This is a genomic window from Streptomyces sp. NPDC047042, assembly GCF_040644035.1.
Taxonomy (GTDB): Bacteria; Actinomycetota; Actinomycetes; order Streptomycetales; family Streptomycetaceae; genus Streptomyces.
Genome location: NZ_JBEYVP010000020.1, coordinates 170,375 through 196,071 on the forward strand (window position 1 = coordinate 170,375; position 25,697 = coordinate 196,071).

General features: G+C 70.1%; 22 protein-coding genes. 9 read left to right on the forward strand and 13 right to left on the reverse strand.

The features are described 5' to 3' along the window. Nucleotides 1-87: 87 nt before the first annotated feature. The 3 genes from pulA to ABZ855_RS24285 all read left to right on the forward strand — a co-directional run bounded on the left by pulA (nt 88) and on the right by ABZ855_RS24285 (nt 7,597). Nucleotides 88-5,469, forward strand: a complete 5,382-nt coding sequence (pulA, locus tag ABZ855_RS24275; protein ID WP_360810126.1) for a pullulanase-type alpha-1,6-glucosidase — start codon at nt 88-90, stop codon at nt 5,467-5,469. A 70-nt stretch (nt 5,470-5,539) separates the two neighbouring features. Continuing rightward, nucleotides 5,540-7,192, forward strand: a complete 1,653-nt coding sequence (locus ABZ855_RS24280) for a fused response regulator/phosphatase (protein WP_360810048.1) — start codon at nt 5,540-5,542, stop codon at nt 7,190-7,192. A 48-nt stretch (nt 7,193-7,240) separates the two neighbouring features. Beyond that, nucleotides 7,241-7,597: an isomerase gene (locus tag ABZ855_RS24285; protein WP_360810050.1), complete on the forward strand. Its 357-nt coding sequence runs from the start codon at nt 7,241-7,243 to the stop codon at nt 7,595-7,597. 22 nt (nt 7,598-7,619) lie between these two features. Here ABZ855_RS24285 and ABZ855_RS24290 read toward each other — a convergent pair whose 3' ends face one another. The 3 genes from ABZ855_RS24290 to ABZ855_RS24300 all read right to left on the reverse strand — a co-directional run bounded on the left by ABZ855_RS24290 (nt 7,620) and on the right by ABZ855_RS24300 (nt 10,956). Then, nucleotides 7,620-8,339 carry a TetR/AcrR family transcriptional regulator gene (locus tag ABZ855_RS24290; protein WP_360810052.1) on the reverse strand — a complete coding sequence of 240 codons (720 nt, stop codon included), beginning with the start codon at nt 8,337-8,339 and terminating at the stop codon, nt 7,620-7,622. 113 nt (nt 8,340-8,452) lie between these two features. Further along, a complete protein-coding gene (locus ABZ855_RS24295) occupies nt 8,453-10,384 on the reverse strand; it encodes a hypothetical protein (protein WP_360810054.1) in 1,932 nt (643 codons plus the stop codon). A gap of 62 nt (nt 10,385-10,446) precedes the next feature. Next, complete coding sequence (locus ABZ855_RS24300; protein ID WP_360810056.1) at nt 10,447-10,956, reverse strand: tetratricopeptide repeat protein; 510 nt, start codon at nt 10,954-10,956, stop codon at nt 10,447-10,449. A 140-nt stretch (nt 10,957-11,096) separates the two neighbouring features. Here ABZ855_RS24300 and ABZ855_RS24305 point away from each other — a divergent pair, with 140 nt between their 5' ends. Further along, nucleotides 11,097-11,531, forward strand: coding sequence for a hypothetical protein (locus ABZ855_RS24305; protein ID WP_360810058.1), 435 nt, complete (start codon nt 11,097-11,099; stop codon nt 11,529-11,531). A gap of 114 nt (nt 11,532-11,645) precedes the next feature. Here ABZ855_RS24305 and ABZ855_RS24310 read toward each other — a convergent pair whose 3' ends face one another. The 7 genes from ABZ855_RS24310 to ABZ855_RS24340 form a co-directional block, all read right to left on the reverse strand. Next, entirely contained in the window at nt 11,646-13,349 is a 1,704-nt protein-coding gene (locus ABZ855_RS24310) for a DUF1996 domain-containing protein (RefSeq protein WP_360810060.1), read from the reverse strand. 222 nt (nt 13,350-13,571) lie between these two features. Beyond that, nucleotides 13,572-14,225, reverse strand: a complete 654-nt coding sequence (locus tag ABZ855_RS24315; RefSeq protein ID WP_360810062.1) for a response regulator transcription factor — start codon at nt 14,223-14,225, stop codon at nt 13,572-13,574. Next, nucleotides 14,210-15,520, reverse strand: a complete 1,311-nt coding sequence (locus ABZ855_RS24320; RefSeq protein ID WP_360810064.1) for a sensor domain-containing protein — start codon at nt 15,518-15,520, stop codon at nt 14,210-14,212. The genes ABZ855_RS24315 and ABZ855_RS24320 overlap by 16 nt, the downstream gene beginning before the upstream one ends. A gap of 119 nt (nt 15,521-15,639) precedes the next feature. Further along, nucleotides 15,640-16,239: a winged helix-turn-helix domain-containing protein gene (locus ABZ855_RS24325; RefSeq protein WP_360810066.1), complete on the reverse strand. Its 600-nt coding sequence runs from the start codon at nt 16,237-16,239 to the stop codon at nt 15,640-15,642. 329 nt (nt 16,240-16,568) lie between these two features. Then, nucleotides 16,569-17,597, reverse strand: a complete 1,029-nt coding sequence (glnII, locus tag ABZ855_RS24330; protein WP_360810068.1) for a glutamine synthetase — start codon at nt 17,595-17,597, stop codon at nt 16,569-16,571. 261 nt (nt 17,598-17,858) lie between these two features. Beyond that, nucleotides 17,859-18,548 (reverse strand): hypothetical protein, encoded by a 690-nt coding sequence (locus ABZ855_RS24335; protein WP_360810070.1) that lies wholly within the window; start codon nt 18,546-18,548, stop codon nt 17,859-17,861. A gap of 97 nt (nt 18,549-18,645) precedes the next feature. Further along, nucleotides 18,646-19,017 (reverse strand): arsenate reductase family protein, encoded by a 372-nt coding sequence (locus ABZ855_RS24340; RefSeq protein WP_360810072.1) that lies wholly within the window; start codon nt 19,015-19,017, stop codon nt 18,646-18,648. A gap of 140 nt (nt 19,018-19,157) precedes the next feature. On the opposite strand from ABZ855_RS24340, the gene ABZ855_RS24345 reads away from it, so the two are divergent. After that, nucleotides 19,158-19,466 (forward strand): hypothetical protein, encoded by a 309-nt coding sequence (locus tag ABZ855_RS24345; RefSeq protein WP_360810074.1) that lies wholly within the window; start codon nt 19,158-19,160, stop codon nt 19,464-19,466. Nucleotides 19,467-19,514: 48 nt separating this feature from the next. On the opposite strand, the gene ABZ855_RS24350 is transcribed toward ABZ855_RS24345, so the two are convergent. Beyond that, nucleotides 19,515-20,123 (reverse strand): hypothetical protein, encoded by a 609-nt coding sequence (locus ABZ855_RS24350; RefSeq protein ID WP_360810076.1) that lies wholly within the window; start codon nt 20,121-20,123, stop codon nt 19,515-19,517. Between the two features lie 33 nt (nt 20,124-20,156). Next, nucleotides 20,157-21,077, reverse strand: coding sequence for a zinc metalloprotease HtpX (htpX, locus tag ABZ855_RS24355; RefSeq protein ID WP_360810077.1), 921 nt, complete (start codon nt 21,075-21,077; stop codon nt 20,157-20,159). 296 nt (nt 21,078-21,373) lie between these two features. Here htpX and ABZ855_RS24360 point away from each other — a divergent pair, with 296 nt between their 5' ends. Both ABZ855_RS24360 and ABZ855_RS24365 read left to right on the forward strand, forming a co-directional pair. Continuing rightward, nucleotides 21,374-22,705, forward strand: coding sequence for a chloride channel protein (locus tag ABZ855_RS24360; RefSeq protein WP_360810079.1), 1,332 nt, complete (start codon nt 21,374-21,376; stop codon nt 22,703-22,705). A 142-nt stretch (nt 22,706-22,847) separates the two neighbouring features. Further along, nucleotides 22,848-24,266, forward strand: a complete 1,419-nt coding sequence (locus tag ABZ855_RS24365) for a DUF2252 domain-containing protein (protein WP_360810081.1) — start codon at nt 22,848-22,850, stop codon at nt 24,264-24,266. 91 nt (nt 24,267-24,357) lie between these two features. Here the strand turns inward: ABZ855_RS24365 and ABZ855_RS24370 are convergent, their stop codons facing one another. Beyond that, entirely contained in the window at nt 24,358-24,720 is a 363-nt protein-coding gene (locus ABZ855_RS24370; RefSeq protein WP_360810082.1) for a carboxymuconolactone decarboxylase family protein, read from the reverse strand. Between the two features lie 176 nt (nt 24,721-24,896). On the opposite strand from ABZ855_RS24370, the gene ABZ855_RS24375 reads away from it, so the two are divergent. Both ABZ855_RS24375 and ABZ855_RS24380 read left to right on the forward strand, forming a co-directional pair. Then, the gene (locus ABZ855_RS24375) at nt 24,897-25,310 is read left to right on the forward strand and encodes a hypothetical protein (protein WP_360810084.1); all 414 of its coding nucleotides are present in this window, start codon (nt 24,897-24,899) and stop codon (nt 25,308-25,310) included. A 119-nt stretch (nt 25,311-25,429) separates the two neighbouring features. Next, nucleotides 25,430-25,621, forward strand: coding sequence for a DUF6381 family protein (locus ABZ855_RS24380; protein WP_360810086.1), 192 nt, complete (start codon nt 25,430-25,432; stop codon nt 25,619-25,621). Nucleotides 25,622-25,697 lie beyond the last annotated feature (76 nt).

A 25,697-nucleotide genomic window follows, 5' to 3' on the forward strand; every position in this document is an offset into this window, starting at 1 on the left:
GCGCAGCCGAGACGTCGTTCCACCCGTACTACTGGTTCCACCCGTACCGCCCGTACCACCCGTACAGGCCGGATCGCTGCGGTCACCGTGACCGCGTTGGCCGCAGCGCTCGTCCAGCCCCTGGCCGCCGGGGCGGACACCCCGCCCCCGCCTCCGCCCCCACCGCCGTCCGACAGGAAGCTCGCCGCCGAACCGGCCCGGCACGACGCCACCCGCGAGCAGTTCTACTTCGTCCTCCCGGACCGTTTCGCCAACGGGGACAAGGGCAACGACACAGGCGGACTCACCGGCTCCCGTCTCGCCACCGGCTACGACCCCACCGACAAGGGCTTCTACCAGGGCGGCGACCTCAAGGGCCTCACCGGCAAGCTCGACTACATCAAGGGCCTCGGCACCACCGCCATCTGGATGGCCCCGATCTTCAAGAACGCACCCGTGCAGGGGACCGGACCGGACGCCTCGGCCGGCTACCACGGTTACTGGATCACCGACTTCACGCAGGTCGACCCGCACTTCGGCACCAACCAGGACCTCGAGACCCTCATCTCCAAGGCGCACGCCAAGGGCATGAAGGTCTTCTTCGACGTCATCACCAACCACACCGCCGACGTCGTCGACTACGAGCAGAAGTCCTACGACTACCTTTCCAAGGGCGCCTTCCCGTACCTGACCAAGGACGGCGAGCCCTTCGACGACGCGGACTACGCCGACGGAAGGACCGCCTTCCCGGCCGTCGACGCCGACTCCTTCCCGCGCACACCCGTCGTGCCCGCCGCGAAGCAGAACGCCAAGGTCCCCTCCTGGCTCAACGACCCGACGATGTACCACAACCGGGGCGACTCCACCTGGGCCGGCGAGTCCGCCACGTACGGCGACTTCGTCGGGCTCGACGACCTGTGGACCGAGCGTCCCGAGGTCGTCTCCGGGATGGAGAAGATCTACGAGAAGTGGGTACGGGACTTCGACATCGACGGCTTCCGCATCGACACCGTGAAGCACGTCAACATGGAGTTCTGGACCCAGTGGGCCACCGCCCTGGACAGGTACGCCGCTCGGCACGGCCGCGACGACTTCTTCATGTTCGGTGAGGTGTACTCCGCCGACACCTCCGTTACCTCCCCGTACGTCACCCAGGGCCGCCTGGACTCCACGCTCGACTTCCCCTTCCAGGACGCGGCCCGCGCGTACGCCTCCCAGGGCGGCAGCGCGCGCAAGCTCGCCTCGGTCTTCGGCGACGACTACAAGTACACGACCGACAAGGCCAACGCCTACGAGCAGGTCACCTTCCTCGGCAACCACGACATGGGCCGGATCGGGACCTTCCTCAGGCAGGACAACCCTGACGCCAGCGACGCCGAACTCCTCGCCAAGGACAGGCTCGCCAACGAGCTGATGTTCCTCAGCCGTGGCAACCCGGTCGTCTACTACGGCGACGAGCAGGGCTTCACCGGCGCGGGCGGCGACAAGGACGCCCGCCAGACGATGTTCGCCTCGCGTGTCGCCGACTACCTGGACGACGACGAACTCGGCACGGACCGCACCCACGCGAGCGACTCGTACGACACGAGAGCACCGCTCTACCGGCAGATCAGTGCTCTCGCCAAGCTGCGCAAGGCCAACCCGGCCCTCACCGACGGCATCCAGACCGAGCGCTACGCCACCGATGGAGAAGGACCCGGCGTCTACGCCTTCTCCCGCACCGACGCCAAGTCCGGCACCGAGTACGTCGTCGCCCTCAACAACGCGCCCGAGGCGCGGACGGCGACCTTCGCCACCGGCTCGGCGGGCATGCCCTTCAAGGGCATCTACGGCACCCACGCCAAGGTGACCAGCGGCACCACCGACGCGAAAGTCACCGTCACCGTCCCGCCCGGCTCCGCCATCGTCCTCAAGGCCACCGGCAAGCTCCCCGCCCCCGCCACCAAGCCCTCCCTCACCCTCACCGCCCCGCCCGTCGGCGCCACCGGCACCGTCGACATCACCGCCGATGTCGACGGCGGCGGGCTCAACCGCGTCGTCTTCGCCGCCCAGACCGGCAACGGCAAGTGGGTGACCCTCGGCTCCGCCGACCACGCGCCCTACCGGGTCACCCAGACCATCGACACGGCAACCGCCCCCGGAACGCCCTTGCGCTACAAGGCGGTTGTAGTCGACCGCGCCGGACGCACGGCAAGCGCCATGGCCGCCTCCACCACGGGCACCCCGCCCGCCCCCGAGGTCCCCACGGCCTCCTCGCGCGACTACGCGATCGTCCACTACAAGCGCGCGGACGGCGACTACACCGACTGGCGCCTGTACGCGTGGGGCGACCTCGCCGACGGCGAGGGCACGACCTGGCCGGCCGGCCACGACTTCGTCGGGCGCGACGCGTACGGCGCCTTCGCCTACGTCAGGCTCAAGCCCGGTGCCTCCGACGTCGGTTACCTCGTCATCGACAAGGACGGCACCAAGGACGTCCCCGTCGACCGCTCGATCGACGTCACGAAGACGGGCGAGATCTGGGTCGAGCAGGGCAAGGAGGCCGTCCTGACCGAGAAGCCCACCGCCGACTATCCCGACCAGGACCCGGCCAAGGCGGTCCTCCACTACCACCGCGCCGACGGCGACTACGACGGCTGGGGACTGCACGTCTGGTCGGGCGCCGCGAACCCCACCGACTGGGCCAAGCCCCTCGCGCCGGTACGCACCGACGCCTACGGGGCGGTCTACGAAGTTCCGCTCAACTCCGGTGCCACCAGCCTCAGTTACATCCTCCACAAGGGCGACGAGAAGGACCTCCCCACCGACCAGGCCCTCGACCTCAAGAGCAACGGCCACGAGGTCTGGCTCCTCGACGGCCAGGAGAAGTACCTGCTCCCACAACCCGCGGGCAGTGCCGGGGCCCTCGACCTGACCACCTCCAAGGCGATCTGGATCGACCGGAACACCGTCGCCTGGGACGGCGACGACAGCGCCGCCTCCACCCAACTGCTCTCCTCCCGCACCGGCTCGATCACCGCGAAGGACGGCGCTCTCACCAGCACCGACGAGCGCTGGCTCCGCCTCTCCAGGTCCGCCCTCACCGACGCGCAGAAGGCGAAGTTCCCGCACCTCGCCTCGTACACCGCCTGGACGGTCGACCCACGCGACCGCGACCGGGTCCGCGAGGCCCTGCTCGGCCAGGTCGTCGCCTCCCAACGGGCGGCGAACGGGGCTGTGTTGGCCGCGACGGGCGTCCAACTCGCGGGCGTACTCGACGATCTCTACGCCGACGCGTCGAAGGCCCACCTCGGACCGACCTTCAGCAAGGGCCGCCCCACGCTCTCCGTCTGGGCGCCCACAGCGCAATCGGTGAAGCTCGAACTCGGCCTCGACGGCTCCACGGTCGCCATGAAGCGGAACGACACCACCGGCGTCTGGTCCGTCACCGGCGCCAAGTCCTGGAAGGGCAAGCCCTATCGGTACGTCGTGAAGGTGTGGGCCCCGAGCGTCGCCAAGGTCGTCACCAACCGTGTCACCGACCCCTACTCCGTCGCCCTGAGCACCGACTCGGAGCGCAGCCTCGTCGTCGACCTCGACGACAAGTCCCTTGCCCCGCGCGGCTGGACGACGTACGCCAAGCCGAAGGCGGTACCCCTGCGCGACGCCGAGATCCAGGAACTGCACGTCCGGGACTTCTCGGTCGCCGACGACACCGTGCCCGCGAAGGACAGGGGCACCTACCTCGCCTTCACCGACAGGAACAGCGCGGGCTCGAAGCACCTGCGCGCACTGGCGAAGGCCGGCACCTCGTACGTGCACCTCCTGCCCGTCTTCGACATCGCCACCATCCCCGAGAGGCGGGCGGACCAGGCGACCGTCGACTGCGACCTGTCCTCCTACGCCCCCGACTCCGACCAGCAGCAGGCGTGCGTCGCGAGGATCGCCGCGAAGGACGCGTACAACTGGGGCTACGACCCGTACCACTACACCGTTCCGGAGGGCTCGTACGCGAGCGACCCGGACGGGACGCGGCGTACGGTCGAGTTCCGGCAGCTGGTGAAGTCGCTCAACGGCGACGGGCTGCGGGTCGTGATGGACGTCGTCTACAACCACACCCCGGCCAGTGGCCAGGCGAAGACCAGCGTCCTCGACCAGGTGGTCCCCGGCTACTACCAGCGGCTGCTCGCGGACGGCTCGGTCGCCAACTCCACCTGCTGCGCCAACACCGCGCCCGAGAACACCATGATGGGCAAGCTCGTCGTCGACTCGATCGTCACCTGGGCCAGGGAGTACAAGGTCGACGGCTTCCGCTTCGACCTGATGGGCCACCACCCGAAGGCCAACATCCTGGCGGTCAGAAAGGCCCTCGACGCGCTCACCCTCAAGAAGGACGGCGTCGACGGCAGAAAGATCATCCTGTACGGGGAGGGCTGGAACTTCGGCGAGGTCGCCGACGACGCCCGCTTCACGCAGGCCACCCAGAAGAACATGACGGGGACAGGCATCGCGACCTTCTCCGACCGGGCCCGGGACGCCGTACGCGGCGGCGGCCCCTTCGACGAGGACCCGGGGGTTCAAGGGTTCGCGTCCGGGCTCTATACGGACCCCAACTCATCGACCAGTAACGGCACTTCGGCCGAGCAGAAGGCCCGCCTCCTGCACTACCAGGACCTGATCAAGGTGGGCCTGAGCGGCAACCTCGCCGCCTACCGCTTCACCGACACGGACGGCAGGGACGTCACCGGCGCCCAGGTCGACTACAACGGCCAACCCGCCGGTTACGCGGACGCCCCCGGCGACGCCCTCGCCTACGCCGACGCGCACGACAACGAGTCGCTGTTCGACGCGCTCGCCTTCAAACTGCCCGCCACGACGAGCGCCGCCGACCGGGCCCGTATGCAGGTCCTCGCCATGGCCACGGCGACCCTCTCGCAGGGACCGGCACTCTCCCAGGCGGGCAGCGACCTGCTGCGCTCCAAGTCCCTGGACCGCAACTCCTACGACAGCGGCGACTGGTTCAACGCCATCCACTGGAACTGCGCGGACGGGAACGGCTTCGGGCGCGGGCTGCCCCCGGCGGCGGACAACGCCGCCAAGTGGCCCTATGCCAAGCCTCTGTTGGGCGCCGGAAATGTCAAGGCCGGCTGTGGTCAGATCCAGGACGCGTCCGACGCGTACCGGGACCTGCTGCGCATCCGTACGACGGAGAGCGACTTCTCCCTCGGCACGGCCGGCCAGGTGCAGTCGAAGCTCTCCTTCCCGCTGTCCGGCAAGGACGAGACACCCGGCGTGATCACCATGCGACTCGGCGATCTCGTCATCGTGTTCAACGCGACGCCCCGGCCGACCGAGCAGCGGGTCGGCCCGCTCGCCGGGACCCCGTACGAGCTGCACCCCGTCCTGCGGGCGGGAGCGGACCCCGTCGTCAAGTCGGCGACGTACGAACGGGAATCGGGCACGTTCGCCGTTCCGGCAAGGACCGTCGCGGTGTTCTCCCGCACCTCCTGATAAGGGCATATCTTGGTGGGGCAGACGCGGATCCCGGTCTTCCCCACCGGTGTGTCCAAGGGCGGGCGGGATGGACAGCAACGGCAAGCGGACCGACATCACCGATATCACCGACATCACCGTGCTCGTCGTGGACGACTCCACGGCCGGCCGGTACGCCATGAGTGCCCTGCTCCGCCGGGCCGGCCACCAGGTCGTGCCGGTCGCCGGCGGCCACGAGGCGCTCGCCGAACTCGACGTACGGCTCCGCAAGGGCAATCTGCCCGACGTGGCCCTCGTCGACGTGGACCTGCCCGACATGAGCGGGGCCGAGCTGTGCCGCAGGCTGAAGGCCCGGCCGCACATGGCGGGCCTGCCCGTCGTGCACTTCTCGGCCTCCGCCGTGTCGCCGGGAGCGCGCTCCGAGGGACTCGACGCGGGCGGCGAGGCCCATCTGACCGTGCCGGCCGAGCCCGAGGAGATCGACGCGGTGCTGCGGGCCGCCGTGCGCGCGTCGCGGCTGCGGGCCGACGACCAGGCGCTGGCGCGACGGCTGACCCTCCTGTCGGAGACGGTCTTCACCATCCAGGGGGCACGCTCCCTGCAGGAACTCGCCGACGCCGCCGCCGAGGGCACCGCCCGGCTCACCGGCTCGACCGCCGCCGTGTTCTTCCTCGGCCCGGACGACGAGCTGTACCGGGCCACCTCCCTGGGCCGCACCTCGCTCGCCATGCCGGACGAGAGCGCCCACCGAGCCGTCGCGGGCCTGCTCCGCCGCCTCACCCGAGGCCACAGCGGCGTCCAGATCACCACGGTGCCCGCGCTCCTGTGGCCCGCCGGGTTCTTCCGGCCCGGCGTGGAGCACGACGCACGTCTGGTGCTGATCCCCACCGAGGACGGCCGGGCCTCGGTGTGCCTGGCCACGCCCACCCGGGGGATGCGCAGAGTGAGCCCCGAGAAGGAGTCCCTGGTGGCCCGGCTCGCCCAGGCCACCGTCCTCGCCGCCGAACCGCTGCTCATGTACCAGGTCGAGCGCCATGTCGCCCTCACCCTTCAGCACAGCTTCCTGCCCCGCCCCGACCGGCTGCCCGAGCTCCCCGGCATCGACGTCGTCGTGCGGTACGTGCCCGCGTCCCGGGACGCCGAGATCGGCGGCGACTTCTACGCGGCCCTGCGCACCGACGCCGGCGTGCTCACCGCCGTCGGCGATGTCGTCGGGCACTCGCTGGACGCGGCCACCGTGATGGTCGAGATCAGGCACGCGCTGCGCGCCTACTGCGTCGAGGAGAGCGACCCGGCCGTGCTCGCCGAGCGGCTCGACCGGATGCTCCAGCGCTACCACCCCGAGGTCACGGCCACCGTCTGCCTGGTGCTCGTCGATCCGGCCACCGGACGCACCCGTATCGCCAACGCGGGCCACATCCCGCCGCTGATCATCCGGGACGGCGGCGGCGCCGACTACGCCAAGGCGGAGGGCCCGCTGCTCGGCGTGGGCCTCGCCCATCCGCCGCCCACCGAACTGTTCCTCGAGCCCACCGACCGGCTCCTCATGGTCACCGACGGTCTGATCGAGACCCGGGGCACCGACCTCGCGGACTCCCTGGAACACCTCCGCGCCGCCGCCTGTGGCGCGCTGCCCGGCCTGGACGCCCTGTGCGACACCCTGCTGGTCTCCTTCGGTCACGACCGGGAGGACGACATCGCGATGCTGGCACTGAGGATGGCCGATCAGGGCTCCGGTTAGGGTGTGGTGGCCGTGCCGTCCCACAAGCCCTAGAACAGGGGATTTTCCATGCCGCAGATCACCGTCGACTACTCGGACTCGCTGGCCGAGGCCTTCGACCGGCGCGGGTTCGCGCTCGCGCTGCACGACGAGGTCGTCGCCACGGCGAAGGCGAAGCCCGAGGCGTGCAAGACACAGTTCCGTCGCACCGAGGACGCCACCGTCGGGGCGGACAGCGACGGCCACGCGATCGTGCACGTCTGGATCGGCATGCTCACCGGGCGCACCACCGAGACCAAGAACCAACTGACGGAAACCGTACTGGAGTTGGTGCGCGCCCATGTGAAGCCGGTCGCCGACCTCGCCCTGCACGCCTCGGTCGAGGTCCGCGAACTCGACGACTCCTACCGGAAGTTCGACAACTGACCCGACAGCCGGGTCATGCGGGCTAGGAGGCGAGTGAGATGAGCCGTGCGACCAGATCGCTGAACGGGCCGTCGGCGGGCTCCTGTTTGAGCATCCGGCGCAGCAGCGCGGCCATCTCCTCGTCATAGGCGGCGCTCACGGCGGCCAGCGCCGCGAAGTCGTGCACGAGCTGCGCCTCCAGCTCGGCGCGCGGCACGCGCCGCCCGTCCAGCCAGATCAGCGCGGTCGACTCGACGAGCGATATCCACGTCCGGATCACCAACTCGAGCCGGGCGGGCGCCTCTTCGACGTCCAGCTCCAGATGCGACAGGATCTGGACGTACGCGGCCTGGCGTACGGCGTCGATGAGCGCGTTCGTCGTCGGGGAGCTGCTGGCGCGCACCTCGTCGGCGGAGACCGCCGGGCCACCGCGCATCAACGCCGCGAAGCCGGGCCCGTGTTCGTCGACGAAGTCGAAGAACCGGCGCATCACCCGCAGCAGCCGCGCCCCCAGCGGGCCCTCCTGGGGCTCCACGAACCGGCCCGCCAGGTCGTCCGACGCACGCTTCAACGCGGCCTCGTACAGGCTGAGTTTGCCGGGGAAGTAGTGGTAGACCAGTGGGCGCGAGATGCCCGCGGCCGACGCGATCTCATCGATGGAGACCTCGTCGGGCGAGCGGCGGCTGAACAGTTCGAGGGCGACGCCGATCAACTGCTGCCGGCGTTCCTCGACTCCCATTCTGCGGCGAACCCCGGTTGTCATGCGAACACCTTACCGATCGGATACGGCCCCCAATGGGCGGGTCCGACCATAGGTGTTCACAGGTCCAGCACAAGCGGACCGCTTCGCTCGTCCCTTATGCAGGGAGGGGCGCTTTACCGCAGGCCGGTGATCTGGCGGCCGTCCTTGAGGGTTCCCTTCAGTTCGGCCTGGGTGCCCTGCTTCGTCTTCGCCGCCAGTAGGGATCCTCGGCTGGATGCGCTCATTCCGCCCGTTGCCGTGATCGTTGCCGTGTTCTCCGCGCCGGCGGCCAGCATGTACCACTCGCCCGCTCCCGACTTCCACAGCACGCCGGCGAGTACGTTCGGGTCCCGGGGGCCGCAGGCCGGTGTGTTCGCGGACTTCGCCGCGACCGCCCCGTACTGCCCGCCCGGCGTGTGGAACTGGGCCAGCACCTGCGCCCCGTCGCCCCGCCAGGTCTCGGCGCGGGTGCACAGCCAGTCGGCGGTGCCGCTCGCGTCGGGCAGCGGCTGACGCGCGTACAGCCAGGCGTTCACCGAGCGCACGCCCTGGGAGTGCATCGCGGCGAGGGAGCAGGCGAACGGCGACCACCTCGCCAGCGCGTCCGGAGCCGAGGCCTCGCGAAGGGAGGTCGGGCGGCCCGTGGTGAGGTGCGCCGGGACCAGTTCGGCCAGGTCGCTCAGCAGCCGGGGGGAGCCCCCGGCGACCGTCACCTGGAGCGTGTTCCAGGACTGGCAGGTGCCCTTCTGTGCGACGGGGCTGGCCAGCGGCCCGCTCACCCCGTCCTTCAGCCCGAGGTCGACCGGCGTCGCGGCCGGCCTGCGCAGGTCCCGCATCTCCGTCCTGACCACCCAGGGGGCCGTCAGATAGCGGACGTTGCCGTCGGCCCGGTCGAGGACCACCGCGTCGGCCTCGGCGCCGCTCGCGCCGTCGACCCGGGCGAAGTCGAGGGCGGCCCCGCTGGTGCCGTCCTTCGGTTCCGCGTACCGGGCGATGCGCAGACCGTCGTACAGGATCACCACGCGGGCCGCGTCGACCGTGCCCGCGTACAGCAGCTGGGGCGGGCCGGCCGGGCCGCCGGACGGGGTGCCCGGGGTCGCCGAGACGAGGACTCTCTCGCCGGGGCGGGCCCAGACGGCGAGGGCGCGGCGCAGCAGCGCGCTGTCGCCGGTGAGGTCGCCGCGCGCGGGCCAGACGGAGAAGTCGGTGCGGGTGGAGGACTTCCAGGCGGCCGCCGGTACCAGGGTCAACCGGGCCGGATCCAGGGCGGCTTCGGCGGCCGGGTTCTGCGCGTACGCGGGGGCGGCGGCACCGTTCGGGGCCCAGCCGTCGCCCGGCAGACCGAGCAGCGTGCCGCACACCGCGACGGCCGCGGCGGCGACGAGCGCGGCCTTCAGGTGCTGCCTGCGCCGCATCAGGTCGGTGGGGCGGGCCTGGAGCGAACAGGCGTCGAACTCCGCGGACTCGAGCAGCGCGTACCGCGCCGGCACCTCGTCCGCCTCACGCAGCGCGTCGATCGGCCGGTCGACCCCGGCGGCCTCCAGCGCGGCGCGTACGTCGGAGTCCGGGAGCTTCTCCAGGCCGCGCAGGACGTACGCTGCCCGGGCCGGGCCGGAAAGCGCCGACAGCCGTTGGTCCAGGGCGAGTTCCTCGGCGCCACCGGACCGGGGGCGGAGCCGCAGGCCCCACACCTGGGGGAGCAGCGGCGGCAGCTGCGACCGCTTGGGCAGCGTGCGGCCCCGCCACGGCCGCCCCGCCTCGAGCGCCGTACGCAGCACCTGGAGGCGGACGAGCGCGTAACCGGGGTCGCCCGCACGGCCCTTGGGCTGGCTCGGCAGTACCGGCGTGGCCGTGCGTCCCCTGGGCAGCGCGCGCTGGGTGAGGGCGTGCGCGGTCAGGACACGCCGGCCCAGGCCCAGGCTCGGCGGCAGCACCAGATAGGCGAGCCGGACGAGCCGGGGGTAGTGCTCGACGAGCGCGGCCTCGGCCTGCTCCACGTCGACGACGGGGCGGCCCTTGGCGCTCTTACCGGTGGCGGGGCTGAAGGCGACATCCTGTGACTGCACGTTCAGCAGAACGAGCGAATCGTTGGATGGTCACCTCGCCCGTGCGCAGCCCCGGGCGGGAGTTACTCTTCGGGGTCGGTCAGCAGCCGTGCGTAGTTCGCCATCGACCGCTGGTAGCGCGGCAGATGGGGAGCGAGGGCGCGGAGGACGAGCGAGAGGCCCTCGCGGTCGCGGCCGAGACTGGACAGGCACAGCGCCAGACACGCCCGTACGGCGTCGTCCAACTCGTCGGAGGGGGCGTCCAGTTCGGGAGTGAGCAGCTTGACGCCCTCGTCGGCCTGGCCGAGGTTCCGCAGCGAACTCGACAGCTGGATTTTGGCGCGGCGCCCCTTGTAGCCGCTGGCTTCGCTCAGCCCGAGCGCGAGAGCCTCCCGGTAGAGCGGAACAGCTCTGTCGGAGTGGCCCGTCGAGTCCCAGGCGGAGGCCTGTTCGAAGAGGGCCAGGGGGCTGTCGGCGGGCAGTTCGGCGACGAGTGTGTCGATCACGGCGCGAAAGTCCGCCCCGTGCTCCTCGTCGTAGTCGTCGATGGTGGCCCAGGCAGCGGTCACTCGCTCTTCCCATTCTGCGTTCACTTGCCCACTCTCGCACACGCGTTCCCTGATTGAGTGGTCTGTGCCCGGCAGCCGTATCGAAAGGGAGGGCTCCTCGACGGAGCCTCCCGCGGCATGGGCCGAGAATGATGTCGGCGCCGAACGGACCGGAGGAAGAACAGATGATGGTGACGCGACCGAAGCTCGCGGCTGCCGCGGTCACAGCCGTGGCGGCGCTGGCCCTGACCGGCTGCTCGGGCGGCGACAGCGACCGTGCGGGCACGGAGATCGACGCCACGCCGGTCGCCGCCACGGGCAGCCTGGAGCACATCGCGAGCGAGGCGGGCTGCGAGCCCGTCATCCAGATCGACGCGGACGAACTCCGGCAGGCCGCCTGCAAGACCACGCCCTACGGCAAGTTCCTGCTCCTGACCTACGCCACCGACCGCGGCCAGCGCGAGTGGATCAACGGGGCCAAGGACTACGGCGGGTTCTACCTCCTCGGCCGCAAATGGACGGCGGTCGGTGACCAGAAGGTGATCGCGAAGCTGCAGACCAAGCTCGGCGGGACCACCGAGGTGGGCGCCGACCACCACGCGGCCGGCCACGAAGGCTGAACGCGGACAAGAGAAGCGCAGGAAGCACAAGAGAAAGCCGGTGGCGGGAGAACCCGCCACCGGCTTTCTCAGGTGGAGCTCAGGTGGACCACCGTCGGTGGTCCACCGGTGGGACTACTGGCACTTCTTGCCGGTGTTGATGCAGTTGACCATCTTGTTCATCGTCTGCACGGAGAAGAAGTTGATGAAGTCGTTGTGGTCGGTGATCGGCTTGTGCAGGTTCTCCGGGAAGGTGTCCACCGCGTACGGGTTGACGACCGTTCCGTTCTGCAGCTTCGGGGCCGGGACGTTGTAGACCAGACGGACCTGGAGCTGGGGGATCGCCTTGAAGCCGTTGGCGCACTGGCCGTTGGCCTGGACGAACGCCACGTGGGTGCGGTGGTTGGCGCTGTCGATGTTCTGACCGTCCCAGCAGCTCTGGAAGTTGGTCGTGCGCACCACCTGGCTGCCCTGCGGGCAGATCGGGTACTTGTCCTTCAGCTGCACCTTGTTCTCGAAGCCGGTGCAGCTCCAGTTCACGTTGGCGTTCGCGTTGCCGTTGACGAAGGCCTTCGCGTCACCGGTGATGATGCGCAGGGCGGTCGGCATGGCGACGACGTTGCCCCGCTTGTTGCCGACGAACTTCAGCTGGGCCTGGGCCGGCTGGAGGATCTTGCCGACGTTGCCTTCCTTGCCACCACCGTCGTTGTTCTGGTCGAAGTCCTGCGAACCGTCCTGCAGACGCAGCACCGGCCAGAAGTACGACGACTTGTCGCCCTGGTTCTGGCAGCTGGTCTGGGCCGCGGCCAGCTCCTGGTCGCTCGCGAAGGCGTCGTTGCTCTGGTTGCCGACGTAGTCGTGCAGGTGGTGAGCACCGTTGCTGACACCGGGGGCCACGATCACGTTGTCCGTGTTGTGGTTGTCGTTGCCGTTGGTGCCGCACTTCGTGGTGAACGAGCCGCGCGAGCCGCTGTTGCCGTTCGCGGGGAGGCCGTTCTGGCCCACACCGAGCTGGGCGTTGCCCTGGACCTGGGTGATGTCGACGAAGTCGGAGGCCACCGGGCCGTTGCCGCCCTGACCGCCACCGGCGTTGCCCTGGCCCTGGCCCTGGCCCTGACCGTTGTTGCCCTGGCCGTTGTTCTGGCCCTGGCCGTTGTTGCCCTGGCCCTGACCGTTGTTCTGGCCACCGTTGTTCTGGCCGTTGTTGTTCTGCCCCTGGCCGTTGTTGCCCTGGCCGTTGTTCTGACCCTGGCCGTTGTTGTTCTGGCCCTGGCCGTTGTTCTGGCCACCGTTGTTCTGGTTGCCGTTGTTGTTCTGGCCGTTGCCCTGGTTGTTGTTGCCCTGGCCCTGGCCGGCGTTGGTCTGCGGCGCGGCCGCGACACCGGTGCACTGGGCGAACTGCCCCAGGTTGTCGGCCCCGGAGCCACCAGCGCGCTGGATGTTGATCCGGATCCGGTCGATCGCCGCGAAGCGCTTGTCCTTCAGCGGGCCGACGATCGCGTTCTGCACGAAGCCCGGGTCACCGGCCTGCGCCTGCCGGGTGGAGGCGAGACGCGCGTAGGCCTCGGTGATCTGGGTGTCGAGGTTCGCCAGCTCCCTGTCCACACCGGCGCGGGCACCGGCCGGGACGTTCGTGAGCTTCTGACCGACGTCAGGGCAGTCGATCGTGGCGATCTGCGCCGCGGCGGCCTTGGTCTGGTTCTGGGCGCCGTTCTCCTCATGTGCGGAGGCGTAGAAATTCGCCCAGACAAGTCCACCACCACCGATCGCGAGGGCCGCGGATGCGGCCACGGCGCGAACGGCCAGTGGTGAGCGTCGTTTACGTGCATTGCGTCCCATGGAACTCCTCTGACTTCCTTGCGGGGCTATCGAGGCGCCCGACAGGAGTGAAGCGGCGCCATTCCATACGAGGGGGACCCCAGGAGTGTTCAGCCGCCTCAGAAATTGATGAGAGATTCGTAGGACAATTCGACCCCAACTCCACCGGGTATACCGGGAGTTGCGGATCTCTTACGGCAAGTGTTCGGCGGGGGCGCGGATATCTCCGAATTTGGCGTGCTTTCAACGCCCCTGGTCGAGATAGGTGAGTACCGCCAGGACGCGCCGGTTGTCGTCGTCCGACACCTCGAGTCCCAGTTTGGCGAAGATGTTCGACGTGTGCTTGGTGACCGCCCGCTCCGTGACAACCAGATGCCCGGCGATCGCCACGTTCGAACGTCCCTGGGCCATGAGATCCAGCACCTCCAGCTCCCGGGGCGTCAGCCGCCCCAGCGGTCGGCCGTCCCCGGCCCGCCCCGCCAGCAGCTGCCGGATCACCTGCGGGTCCATGGCGGTACCGCCCGCCGCGACCCGTCGTACGGCGTCCACGAACTGCTCCGCGTCGAACACCCGGTCCTTGAGCAGATAGCCGACCCCGCCGTCCCCGTCGGCCAGCAGCTCCCGCGCGTACAGCCGCTCCACGTGCTGCGACAGCACCAGCACCGGCAGCCCCGGCCGCGCCCGGCGGGCCCGCAGCGCGCACTGCAGCCCCTCGTCGGTGTGCGTCGGCGGCAGCCGTACGTCGACCACGGCGACGTCCGGAGCCAGTTCGGCCAGCGCCCTGTCCAGCTCGGGGCCGCTCTCCACCGCAGCGGCGATCTCGAAGTCGTACGCCTCCAGCAGCCGGACCAGTCCGTCACGCAGCAGGAACAGGTCTTCGGCTAGGACAACTCGCAAGGAATCTCCATGGTCACCGCGGTGGGACCGCCAGCCGGACTGCTGACGGCCAGGACGCCGTCGAATGTACCGAGCCGCCGCTCCACCCCGGCCAGCCCCGACCCGCCCCCGACCCGTGCCCCGCCCCGCCCGTCGTCGCGGACGGCGATGCGCAGCGAGCCGTCCGCGTACCGCACGTCGACCGACACGTGCTCGGCGCCGGAGTGCTTGACGGCGTTGGTCAGCACCTCGCTCACCGCGAAGTACGCCGCCGACTCCACGGGCGCGTCCGCCCGGCCGCCCTCGACGTCTACCGTGACCTCGGTGTCGACGGGCAGCCGCAGCGCCAACGCCCGTACGGCGTCGCCCAGTCCACGCTCGGCGAGTACCGGCGGATGGATGCCGTGCACCAGGTCGCGCAGCTCGGCGAGCGCGTCGGCGGAGGACTGCCGGGCCCGCGCGAGCAACTCCCGTGCCTTCCGCGGGTTCTTCTCGATCAGCGCGTCGACGGTTGCCAAATCCATCCCCACGGACACCAGCCGCGCCTGCGCACCGTCGTGCAGATCCCGCTCGATACGCCGGAGTTCGGCGGCGGAGCTGTCCACCGCGTCCCTGCGCGTCTGCGTCAACACCCGCACCCGGGCGGCCAGTTCAGCGCGCTCGCCGCCCAACAGCGCCCGGGTGGACAGGAAGTGGAACCGCAGCAGCGGGGGTGTCAGCCAGTAGGAGGAGACGAGGAGTGCGGCCCCGAGGGCGCCGGCGGCGAGCGCGCTGCCCTGCCCGCCGATGGGCACGAACCCGTACCACCAGCCGACGTACGTCCCGTCCGTGAACACCCGCCAGCCGCCGAGGGCCAGCGCGAACCCCTCGAGGGGATAGAAGAGCAGCGCGGCCGGTACCAGCGCGGTGAGCGACCCGAGCAGCGCGTCGAGCGGCAGCCACGCCGACTCCCGCCAGGTCGCCGGATCACGCAGCACCCGTACGGCCCGCTCCGACCGCCCCGCGTCCGCCGAGGGCACCCGGGACCGGGGAGGAATCCGCACCCCGCCCCATCGCATGGCCATCAACCGCCGCCGGTCGACCCACGCCCGCACCCACGTGACGGCCAGCGGAGTGGTGAGGAGCCCGAGCCCCAGGACGGGCACGAGCGCGAGGGAGAGGAGGAAGAGCACGAGCAGCGGCGTCGACACGGCGAGCGAGGAGACGGCCAGTAACAGGGCCCGCGCCCCGGCGACCACGACCGTGCGCACCCGGTTCCGGACCGCAACCCGTAGGGGAACTCGTGCGGTGAGGGTGTCGGCGCCGGCGTCATCCATGCGGTCAGTCTCGCCGAGCGCACCCAGCCGGGTCACGGGACCGAACACCCGTACAGGGGAGTGGTGTCAGCCCCACCCCCCGGTACGGGCGATCGGTCAGCGCACGGTAGCCGGTTACGTCAACGGGCGGTCGGGGGCGTGTACTTGTACCCCACCCGCCGTACGGTCTGGATCGCCTGGCGGTGCTCCGCGCCGAGCTTGCGGCGCAGCCGGGCGATGTGGACGTCGACGGTACGGCCGTCTCCCACATGCCCGTAGCCCCACACCGTGGTGACCAGCTGGTCGCGGGTGTGCACCCGGCCCGGGTGGGCGACAAGGTGGGCGAGCAGCTCGAACTCGAGGTAGGTGAGGTCCAGCGGACGCCCGTCGACCTCGGCGGTGCGCTGCACGTCGTCGACCCGTACGAGGGGACGGCCGCCGTCACCTCGCGCCACCTCGGGGGCGGCCGGGGCCGGTTCGGGCGCCGGGAGCACGAACGGCAGTACGGGAGGCTGCTGGTCGGCCGGTACGAGGACCAGGTAGCCGACCATCGGCGGCTGCCCCGGCAGCGTGGGCAGGGTGTGCGGGGGAGCCGGCAGCCAGGTGGCCCCCGGCGGCAGGAAGTCCGGGACGTCGATCACCTCGTCCCGGTCGACGGCACGCAGCCGGGCCCGGGCAGAGGTGCCGGGGGAGAGGGGAGCGAGAGGAGAGAGGGGGGAGAGAGTACGAGTGGTCGCCATGGCAAGTCAGCTCTTTCGCGCGAGGAGTTCGTCGGGGACGTACGTCGTGCGCGTGGGCCGAAGACCGAGAGGTACGGCGTCAGAGGGGCCGTACGGCTGGTGTTAGAGGGCCGACGCGTTCATCGCGCGACAACACACCCGGTCGAAGTCGTGGTGCTGGCGGGAAGGCCAGAAGGGCTCGAGGTCGTGGCGACCTGTCGCGATGCACTTCTGAAAGCTGGCCATGGGTCCATTGAAGCAGAGAAGGGGGGAGGCAGAGAAGGGGTGTCCACCATGAGGTGGACACCCCTTCTCACTATCCGGGACGATCATCCTGGATCAGCCGGGAATCAGACCTGTCCGGCCTTCTCCAGAGCCGAGCAGCAGGTGTCGACGATCAGCCGCGTCACGACGTACGGGTCGACGTTGGCGTTGGGACGGCGGTCCTCGATGTAGCCCTTGCCGTCCTTCTCGACCTGCCACGGGATACGGACCGAGGCGCCACGGTTGGAGACGCCGTACGAGTACTCGTTCCACGGGGCGGTCTCGTGCAGACCGGTCAGACGGTCGTCGATGCCGGCGCCGTAGTTCTTGACGTGGTCGAGGGGCTTGGAGCCCTCACCGAGCGACTCGCACGCGGTGATGATCGCGTCGTAGCCCTCGCGCATCGCCTTGGTGGAGAAGTTGGTGTGCGCACCGGCGCCGTTCCAGTCGCCCTTCACCGGCTTCGGGTCCAGCGTCGCGGAGACGCCGAAGTCCTCGGCGGTGCGGTAGAGCAGCCAGCGGGCGATCCACAGGTGGTCGGAGACCTCCAGCGGGGAGACCGGGCCGACCTGGAACTCCCACTGACCCGGCATGACCTCGGCGTTGATGCCGGAGATGGCGAGACCGGCCTTGAGGCAGTTCTCCAGGTGGGCCTCGACGATCTCGCGACCGAAGATCTCGTCGGCGCCGACACCGCAGTAGTAGCCGCCCTGGGGGGCCGGGAAGCCGCCCTCGGGGAAGCCCAGCGGACGGGAGCCGTCGAAGAAGGTGTACTCCTGCTCGATGCCGAAGATCGGCTCCTGAGCGGCGAACTTCGTGGCGACCTCGACCAGCGCGGCACGCGTGTTGGACGAGTGCGGCGTCATGTCGATGTCGAGGACCTCGCACATGACGAGGATGTCGTCGCCGCCACGGATCGGGTCCGGGAAGGAGGCGACCGGCTTGAGCACGCGGTCCGAGGAGTGCCCCTCGGCCTGGTTCGTGGAAGATCCGTCGAAGCCCCAGATCGGCAGCTCGGCGCCCTTGGCGTCGTCGGCGAGGATCTTGGTCTTGGAGCGGAGCTTGGCCGTCGGCTCGGTGCCGTCGATCCAGATGTACTCAGCCTTGAAGGTCACGGGACCATCCTTCGGGTGTGTCTCTAGGCGCACTTGCGGGTGCTGCGGCGCTGCGGCACTGGGGCGCCGCTCTTTGATACCCGCGAGCCTGTCAACAGGCGATTTCCCGGTCGTTGCTCGAATGTGAACCCCGTGTTACCTGGTGTTCCTGTGGCGCGTCTCACGTGTGGAGAGAGTCCCCTGGTGAAGCGGGACGGGCCCTGCCGCCCCTGGCCGGGAGCGACAGGACCCTTTGTCCGAGCAGGTTTCAGCGCCGGAACGTCACCCCACCTTCTCGATCAGCGCCCGGCGGATCAGGAACTTGCCGGGCTCGCGAACCTGCTCGAAGGCCGCGTTGTTGAGCAGAGCGCAACTGCCGGAGACCGAGGTGACCTCGACGGTCGTCGACTTGTTGTTGTCCAGGTTGGTGACGCGCAACGTGGTCCCGGCGGGGAACTGGTTGCTCGACGCGGCCGGGGCCCCGCCCTCCCCGGAGAGGGTGACGGTGGATCCGTTGCAGACCTGCTGACCGTCGCCGGGCACGCCGGGATCGGTCGGCGCGTCCGGTGCGGCGGGCGAGGCGGGCGGGGCGGGCGGGGCCGTCTGGGCCGGCGACGAGGACTCGGCCCCGGGCTGGGGCTCGGTGACGGGCTGCGTGATCTGGGAGTCCTGAGCCGACTCCCCAACCACGCACCCCGACGCCTCCTGCTGGACCTTGATCTGCGCGACGACCGCGTCACGGTTGGCGATCCGGGCGGCCGACTGGGCGTCGGGGTTGGCCCGTTGGTCCGCGATGAACTTCTGGTTGTTGCCCAGGGCGGTGGCGAGCCCCTGGCAGACCGTCGAATCGGCGGCGGTCTGCGCCGCGTTGGAGGTGGCCGCCATCGCGAAGGCGCCACCGCCCGCCACCAGCCCGGCACCCACCAACAGGGCGAGCTTCTTCTTCGTACTGACAGTTCTCCTGCGCGACATGCGCGCCTCCTGAAGAGATAGGGGAGCGTACGCCGCTATGTACGAGATACCGAACGAGGCTACTCAGCGGTTACCTGAGCCATTCAAGTGACCTGCGTCACGCGGGTGAACGCCGTGACAGGGCATCCCGTACGGCCTCGTCCGTACGGCCCACCACCGCGCTGCCGTCGTCGGCGGTGATGATGGGCCGCTGGATGAGCTTCGGATGCGCGGCGAGAGCGGCGACCCACCGCTCCCGGTCCTCCGCCTCGCGGCCCCACTCCCGCACCCCCAACTCCTTGGCGACGGCTTCCTGGGTCCGGGTGATGTCCCAGGGCTCGAGCCCGAGACGGTCGAGCACGTCCCTGATCTCGGCCTCGGTGGGCACTTCCTCCAGGTAGCGGCGGACGGTGTAGTCGGCGCCCTCGGCGTCGAGCAGCGACAGGGCTCCACGGCACTTGGAGCAGGCCGGGTTGATCCAGATTTCCATGGGGCTCACGGTACGCCAGGGACCTTCCAAAGGCCTTGTGGCCAGGGCCTTTTGTCAGTGCCGGGCAGTAGAATAGAAGCAGTGTTCGAGGGTGTCGCCGGAGGTTCCGGCGGCACTCTGACCGCGACAGGAGGATGCCTGTGCCCGCTGCCGCTCTCAACCCGTTGCCCACCCAGTCCACCGCCAGGAGAGGGGTCGTGCTCGACCTGCCGTACGCCCCCGTGGAGAAGCGCCCGCTGCCGCCGGGCCGCCCGCGTGAGTGGTACGTCACGCACAACCGCCGCCTCAAGGCGATGCGGCTCGCGATCGCCCTGCTCGACTCCGGCGTCCACATGCCGAACCAGGCCCGCAACGAGACGATCCGCAGCGCGGCGGACCTGATCGGCGTCCACCCGCCGTCGGACACGACGTGCCACATGGTGCGAGCCCTGATGCGCTACTCCCGCTGAGCGGGGAGTAGTTCCCGGGCGAGGGGGACGTCCGAAAGGGCGTCCCCCTCAGAAACCGGGCGCACCCCACACCGGGAACCACCGGCTCAGATCGTCCTCGATCCGCAGATCGCCGGCCAGTGCGGCCCGTATCTGCAACTCCAGGGCGTTGTCACGCCGTTGACGCTCATCGCGACCGTCGCCGTCCGCCGACGGAGCGAAGGGGTAGAAGGTCCCGCGCTTGTACAGATAGACAAGCCCGAGCGGAATCACGTCCCCGCTGTCCGCGCGCTCGAACCAGACCACCGAACACAGCAGTTGAGGCCCGAACCCGGCCGCCTCCAACGCGCTGTTGACCGCGTGCAGATCCCCGACGAGCGCCGGCAGCTCCTCCGCCTCGCGCCGCGACACCAGCCACGAGTACCCGTACTCGTCCCGTACGAGCTCCACCGGCGGCCCGGTCCGCTCCGCATCCCCGTCGAGCAGTGCCTGAACCTCCCGGCGTACGTCGTCGAAGGCCGCGCCCTCCACCGTGGCGAAGCACACCGCGCCCCCGCCCGTGGGCGTGAAGCCGGCCGCCGCCTGGAGGGTCACCGCGGCCGACGGCAGCCCGAAGAGCCGGTCGAGATCCGGCGCGACGGGCCTGGTGCGCCCCAGCAGAATGTCCAGCAACCCCATACAGGCACTCCCAGCCTTGCCGAGCCTCGTTGCTTACTTCCCGGAACCGGGAGCCGCCGCCTCGCCCAACTCGGCGGACATCCGCCCCAGTTGGTCGATCCGCTGCTCCAGACTGGGATGGGTGGAGAAGTACCGTGCCAGGCCCGGCTCCCTGCCGAGGGCGGGCGTGAAGTAGAAGGCGTTGAAGGCCTGCGCGGTCCGCAGGTCCTTCGACGGGATCCGCGCGATGTCGCCGGAGACCTTGGTGAGCGCGGAGGCCAGTGCCGAGGGCCGCCCGGTGAGCTGCGCGGCGGAGCGGTCGGCGGCCAGTTCGCGGTACCGGGACAGGGCGCGGATCAGCAGGAAGCTGATCGTGTAGACGGCCGCGGAGACACCCATCACCGCCGCGAAGACGACGGCGGTGTTCTGGTCCCGCCGGCCCCCGCCGAACAGCTGCGAGTAGAACGCGAACCGGACGATGAGCCCGGCGATGACACCGAGGAACGACGCGACGGTGATCACGGCGACATCCTTGTGCGCGACATGGGACAGCTCGTGCGCGAGCACCCCCTCCAGCTCCTCCGGTTCCAGCCGCCGCAGCAACCCCGTCGTCACGCACACCACCGCGTGATCGGCGTCCCGCCCGGTCGCGAACGCGTTCGGCATATCCATGTCCGAGACGGCGACCACCGGCTTGGGCAGGTCGGCCACGGCGCACAGCCGGTCGATCACCCCGTGCAGCTGTGGATACTCCTCGCGCTCCACGACCCGCCCGCGCATCGCGAACAGGGCGACCCGGTCGGAGAACCAGTACTGCGCGGCGAGGAACCCCGCCCCGACCACCACGACCAGCACCCAGGACTTCAGCAGCACGATCAACGCGGCGACGAAGGCCACGTACAGCAGTCCGAGCAGAAACAGCGTGACCGTCATCCGCACGGTCAGTCGCCGATCGCTCCCTATCCGGCTCGGCATCACGCATCACCCCGCAGTCAGGCACTCGCCCCACTGTCAGTGTGCACCCGCCCTGTCCCATGAAGCGGTCGCGATCTGCCCTGGGCGGGGCAAAGGGAAATGGCGAGCGGGTCGGCCGTGGAGGCATCGAAGTCATCGGAGTCAACCGCATGGGCGGCGTCGAAGTGCCCGCACGGGAACGTCGTGCCAGGCTCGCAGCAGCGCCGCCTGTCGTGTCAGGTGGCGGAGCGTCCCGGGCTCGCCGAACGCGGCTCCGGGACATCGAGCGAGGTCGGCATCGTCTGGAGGCAACGCGCATGCCGGTCGCCACGGCGGGAACCGACACCGCGTCACCGCCGAACCCGCGGGCCCTTCTTCGGAGCCGCGCGTACCTGGTGCTTCTGCTGATGTCCGCGCTGATCGGCGTGCCGGTGTCCGCGGCGGCCTTCGGCTTCCTCGCCCTGATCGGCGAACTCCAGCCACTGATCTACACGGATCTGCCCAGGTCGCTGGGGTTCGACCGAACGCCACCGTGGTGGCCGTTGCCGCTTCTCGCCGTCGGGGGGCTGCTCACGGGGCTGGCGATCAGGTACCTGCCGGGGTCCGGCGGCCATGAACCGTCGGCCGGGTTCAAGGCCGCCGGCCCGCCCACCCCCATCGAGCTGCCCGGCATCTTCCTCGCGGCTCTGGCGACGCTCAGCTTCGCCGCCGTCCTCGGACCCGAGGCCCCTCTCCTGGCGCTCGGCGGCGGACTCGCCGCCGGCGCCGTGCGGATGGTCAGACGAAACCCCCCGGAGCAGGCGATCACGGTGTTGGGGGCGGCGGGCAGTTTCGCGGCCGTCAGCTCGCTGCTCGGATCACCGCTGCTCGGAGCGTTCCTCCTGATGGAGGCCTCGGGGCTGGGCGGGCCGATGATGGCGGTGGTGCTGGTGCCCGGTCTGCTCGCCGCGGGCATCGGCGCACTCATCTTCGTCGGCCTGGGATCCTGGACCGGCCTGGGTACCTACTCGCTGGCACTGAACGACGTTCCCAAGGCCTCGGACCCGACAGCGGCGGAATTCGGCTGGGCGCTGGTCATCGGAGTGTCGGCCGCACTCGTGGGCGTGGGAATCCGCTGGCTCGCCGTCCGGCTCAGGACGCATGTCGAGAGACGACGGGTACCGGCCACGGTGGTCATGGGCCTGGTCGTGGCAGGGCTGGCGATCGGCTACGCGGAGGGCACCGGCAAAGCGGCGACCGACGTGCTGTATTCGGGGCAGACGGCGCTGGATCCGCTTCTCAGGCACAGCGCCGCGTACTCGGTGGGAGCGCTGTCGCTGCTGGTGCTGTGCAAGGGCCTGGCCTACTGCGCGTCGCTCAGCTGTTTCCGGGGAGGCCCGATCTTTCCCGGGATGTTCGTGGGGGCGGCGGGCGGCATCCTGTGCTCGCACCTGCCGGGGCTGAGCCTGGTCGCGGGGTTCGCGATGGGTGTCGGGGCGATGAGCGCCGCGATGCTGGGGCTCCCGATGGTCTCCGTCCTGCTCGCCACGCTGTTGATCGGGGCGCAGGGGCTGACCGTCATGCCGCTGGTGATCGTCGCGGTCGTGGTCTCGTACGTCGCCACAGCGAAGCTGGCGCCTCAGCGGCAGGAGCAGCCGCCTCAGCGGTAGCCGCCGTAGCCAGGGGGAGTGGGACGCGGACGGGGCCGCCAGGGTTATCGAACGACGATATGATCTGTTTCAGGCTGTTTTCTCCCCGCTGACTGCCGTCGCGGGATCCCGCGCGGCGGTGACCACCCCCTGGAGCGGCGCCATGACCCCACACCACCTGGACGGATACGCGATACGGGACCGCACCCCGCAAGAGCGGGCCGCGCTCGGCAAGGCCGCGCGGAAAGACGTACCCCGCAGCAGCCACGCCGAGTTCGACCCCGGACCGAAGCGGCCGGACCCCCTGGAGATCATCGAGAAGCAGTCGGCGACCCGGGTGCCCGAACTCGTACCGATCCGCTACGGCAGGATGACCGAGTCGCCCTTCCGCTTCTACCGGGGAGCGGCCGCCATCATGGCCTCCGACCTCGCGGAGACACCGCGGACGGGGTTCACGACACAGCTGTGCGGCGACGCGCACATGCTGAACTTCCGGCTGCTGGCCTCGCCGGAACGCCGCCTCATGTTCGACATCAACGACTTCGACGAGACGCTGCCGGGCCCCTGGGAGTGGGACGTCAAGCGGCTGGCCGCCAGTTTCGTGATCGCCGGCCGGCTGAACGGCTTCAGCACCAAGGAGCGGGCCGGGATCGTACGGGCGGCCGTGCGGTCGTACCGCGAGAACATGCGCGCCTTCGCCGAACTCGGCAACATGGCCGTCTGGTACGCCCAGTTCGACGTGGACTGGGTACGTGAGCGGTTCGGGGCCGATCTGTCCGCGCGAGGCCGCGACCGCTGGGCGCGGGCGGTGCGGAAGGCGCGTTCGCACGACACCCAGCAGGTCTTCGACAAACTCACCCACGTCGTGGACGGCAAGCGGCGGATCACCCCCGATCCACCGCTGATCACCCCCCTCCAGGACCTGATGGCGGAGGCCCAACGAACCAAGCTGGAGCAGCTGATCCGCCGGCTCATCGAGCGCTACGGCCAGAGTGTGCAGTCGGACCGGCGCTTCCTCCTGGAACAGCACCGGGTCGCCGACATGGCGCGCAAGGTGGTCGGCGTCGGCAGCGTGGGGACCCGCTGCTGGATCGTGCTCCTGCTGGGCAAGGACGACGAGGACCCGCTGTTCCTGCAGGCCAAGGAGGCCGACGAGTCGGTGCTGGCACCCCATGTCGGGGGCAGCGTGTACCGGAACCAGGGCGAGCGGGTCGTCTCCGGGCAGCGGCTGATGCAGGCCACCAGCGACATCCTCCTGGGCTGGGAACGGGTCGAGGGGCTCGACGGCCGGCGACGGGACTTCTACGTACGGCAGTTGCGGGACTGGAAGGGGGTCGCGGTTGCCGAGGACATGGTGCCGCGGGGCATGCGCACCTTCGGCGCGCTCTGCGGGGCGACCCTGGCCCGGGCCCACGCGAGGTCCGGCGACCGGATCGCCATCGCCTCCTATCTGGGTGGCGGCGACTCCTTCGACCGGGCACTCGTGACGTTCGCCGAGACCTACGCCGACCAGAACGAACGGGACCACCAGGCTCTCGTCGACGCCGTCCGCAACGGGCAGGTGGCCGCCGAGCAGGCCTGAGGAGAGACGCCACGCGGGAAGGGCGTGACCTCCGAGCGGAGGTCACGCCCTTCCCTCGTGGCGTATGGCGGTACGCCGGGTTCATCCGGGTTCACATGGCCGATCCGGCATCCCCGCCCTCGTGGTGGAGGGTCAGATCGAAGGCCTCCCCGATGCTTCGGGCGGCGGACACCACGCGGGCGCTGCCGACCACCGGGGCGACCGCCACGAGGACACCCTGGACCTTCTCCAGGGGCACACCGAGTCCTTCCGCGGCGCCGACGTTGAGCAGATACGAGGCGGGGGAGGCGTCCATGGCCACCAGCGCCGCGATGCGCGCCAGCAGATAGGTCTCGGGGTCCAGCCCCGATCGTTCGAACGTGTCGAGCGTCATCTGGACAAGTGTTTCGAACACGGGGGCGTCCGCCTCGGCGAGGGCGCTGACGCCGCCTGTTCCGGTCATTTCGTCGGCCATGGCCGGCTCCTTCCGCAGCGGGGTGATCAGGGTTCATGCCCGCGCACATCCCAGGCCATCAGCGATCCGCCTCTCCGACTTCACCCGCCACGGGTGATCACCCCCGGCGCGGGACCCGGCACGCTCGGAGACGCGGCACATGCGTTGCAGCTCCCTCAGGAAGCGAGGAATCCGTTATGGCCACGACCACCCACCACCACCGCAGCACGGACACGGCACCGGCATTCGCCGGCGGGCTGGTGACGTTCGCCGGCGTCATGCTGTTCATCGCCGGCATCCTCGACCTGTTCCGGGGCATCATGGCGATCGCCGACGACGACGTCTACGTGAACACCCCGAACTACGTCTTCAAGTTCGACCTGACCAGCTGGGGCTGGATCCAGCTGGCTCTGGGCGTGATCGCCATGGCAGTCAGCGCCGGCCTCTTCTCGCGCGCCACGTGGGCCCGGGTCGTCGCGGTCGGCATCGCCGGGCTGCTGATCATCGCCAACTTCCTGTCGATCCCGTACTACCCCGTCTGGTCGCTCACCCTGATCGCGCTGTACGCCTTCGTCATCTGGGCCCTGTGCGTCGTGCGGCGGGAAGACTGAGGCGGCGCTCCCGCTGTGGGCTGCGGAGACAACAGAGGGTGATCGTCCGGGATGCGCGGGAGCGCCGGCCCTGTTTCGCTGGTGTGGCCCGCTCTCCCCACATCACCCAAGGAGTGATCATGAGCGTTGCAGGTGAGTCCCGCGGCCGAGCCCAGCAGATGCGGCAGAAGGCTCAGGAGATGGAACAGGCCGCGGAGCGTGCCACCGACCCGGCCGAGCGTTCTCGGCTGAAGGAGAAGGCCCGGCGGCTCATGGAGCAGAGCGAGCAGCAGGGCGGCACCGGAGGCCGGGACAGCGACTCCATGATCTGACCGCCCCACCCGCACCGGCCGGTGGCTGCCGCGCGAACTTCCGTGCGCGCGAGGCCACCGGCCGGTCACTCATGTC

Coding starts and splice junctions, on each gene's coding strand:
- ABZ855_RS24280 (WP_360810048.1), top strand. CDS start 5,540: ATGGACAGCAACGGCAAGCGGACCGACATCACCGATATCACCGACATC.
- ABZ855_RS24285 (WP_360810050.1), top strand. CDS start 7,241: ATGCCGCAGATCACCGTCGACTACTCGGACTCGCTGGCCGAGGCCTTC.
- ABZ855_RS24290 (WP_360810052.1), bottom strand. CDS start 8,339: ATGACAACCGGGGTTCGCCGCAGAATGGGAGTCGAGGAACGCCGGCAG.
- ABZ855_RS24305 (WP_360810058.1), top strand. CDS start 11,097: ATGATGGTGACGCGACCGAAGCTCGCGGCTGCCGCGGTCACAGCCGTG.
- ABZ855_RS24310 (WP_360810060.1), bottom strand. CDS start 13,349: ATGGGACGCAATGCACGTAAACGACGCTCACCACTGGCCGTTCGCGCC.
- ABZ855_RS24320 (WP_360810064.1), bottom strand. CDS start 15,520: ATGGATGACGCCGGCGCCGACACCCTCACCGCACGAGTTCCCCTACGG.
- ABZ855_RS24325 (WP_360810066.1), bottom strand. CDS start 16,239: ATGGCGACCACTCGTACTCTCTCCCCCCTCTCTCCTCTCGCTCCCCTC.
- ABZ855_RS24335 (WP_360810070.1), bottom strand. CDS start 18,548: ATGTCGCGCAGGAGAACTGTCAGTACGAAGAAGAAGCTCGCCCTGTTG.
- ABZ855_RS24340 (WP_360810072.1), bottom strand. CDS start 19,017: ATGGAAATCTGGATCAACCCGGCCTGCTCCAAGTGCCGTGGAGCCCTG.
- ABZ855_RS24350 (WP_360810076.1), bottom strand. CDS start 20,123: ATGGGGTTGCTGGACATTCTGCTGGGGCGCACCAGGCCCGTCGCGCCG.
- htpX (WP_360810077.1), bottom strand. CDS start 21,077: ATGCCGAGCCGGATAGGGAGCGATCGGCGACTGACCGTGCGGATGACG.
- ABZ855_RS24360 (WP_360810079.1), top strand. CDS start 21,374: ATGCCGGTCGCCACGGCGGGAACCGACACCGCGTCACCGCCGAACCCG.
- ABZ855_RS24365 (WP_360810081.1), top strand. CDS start 22,848: ATGACCCCACACCACCTGGACGGATACGCGATACGGGACCGCACCCCG.
- ABZ855_RS24370 (WP_360810082.1), bottom strand. CDS start 24,720: ATGGCCGACGAAATGACCGGAACAGGCGGCGTCAGCGCCCTCGCCGAG.
- ABZ855_RS24375 (WP_360810084.1), top strand. CDS start 24,897: ATGGCCACGACCACCCACCACCACCGCAGCACGGACACGGCACCGGCA.
- ABZ855_RS24380 (WP_360810086.1), top strand. CDS start 25,430: ATGAGCGTTGCAGGTGAGTCCCGCGGCCGAGCCCAGCAGATGCGGCAG.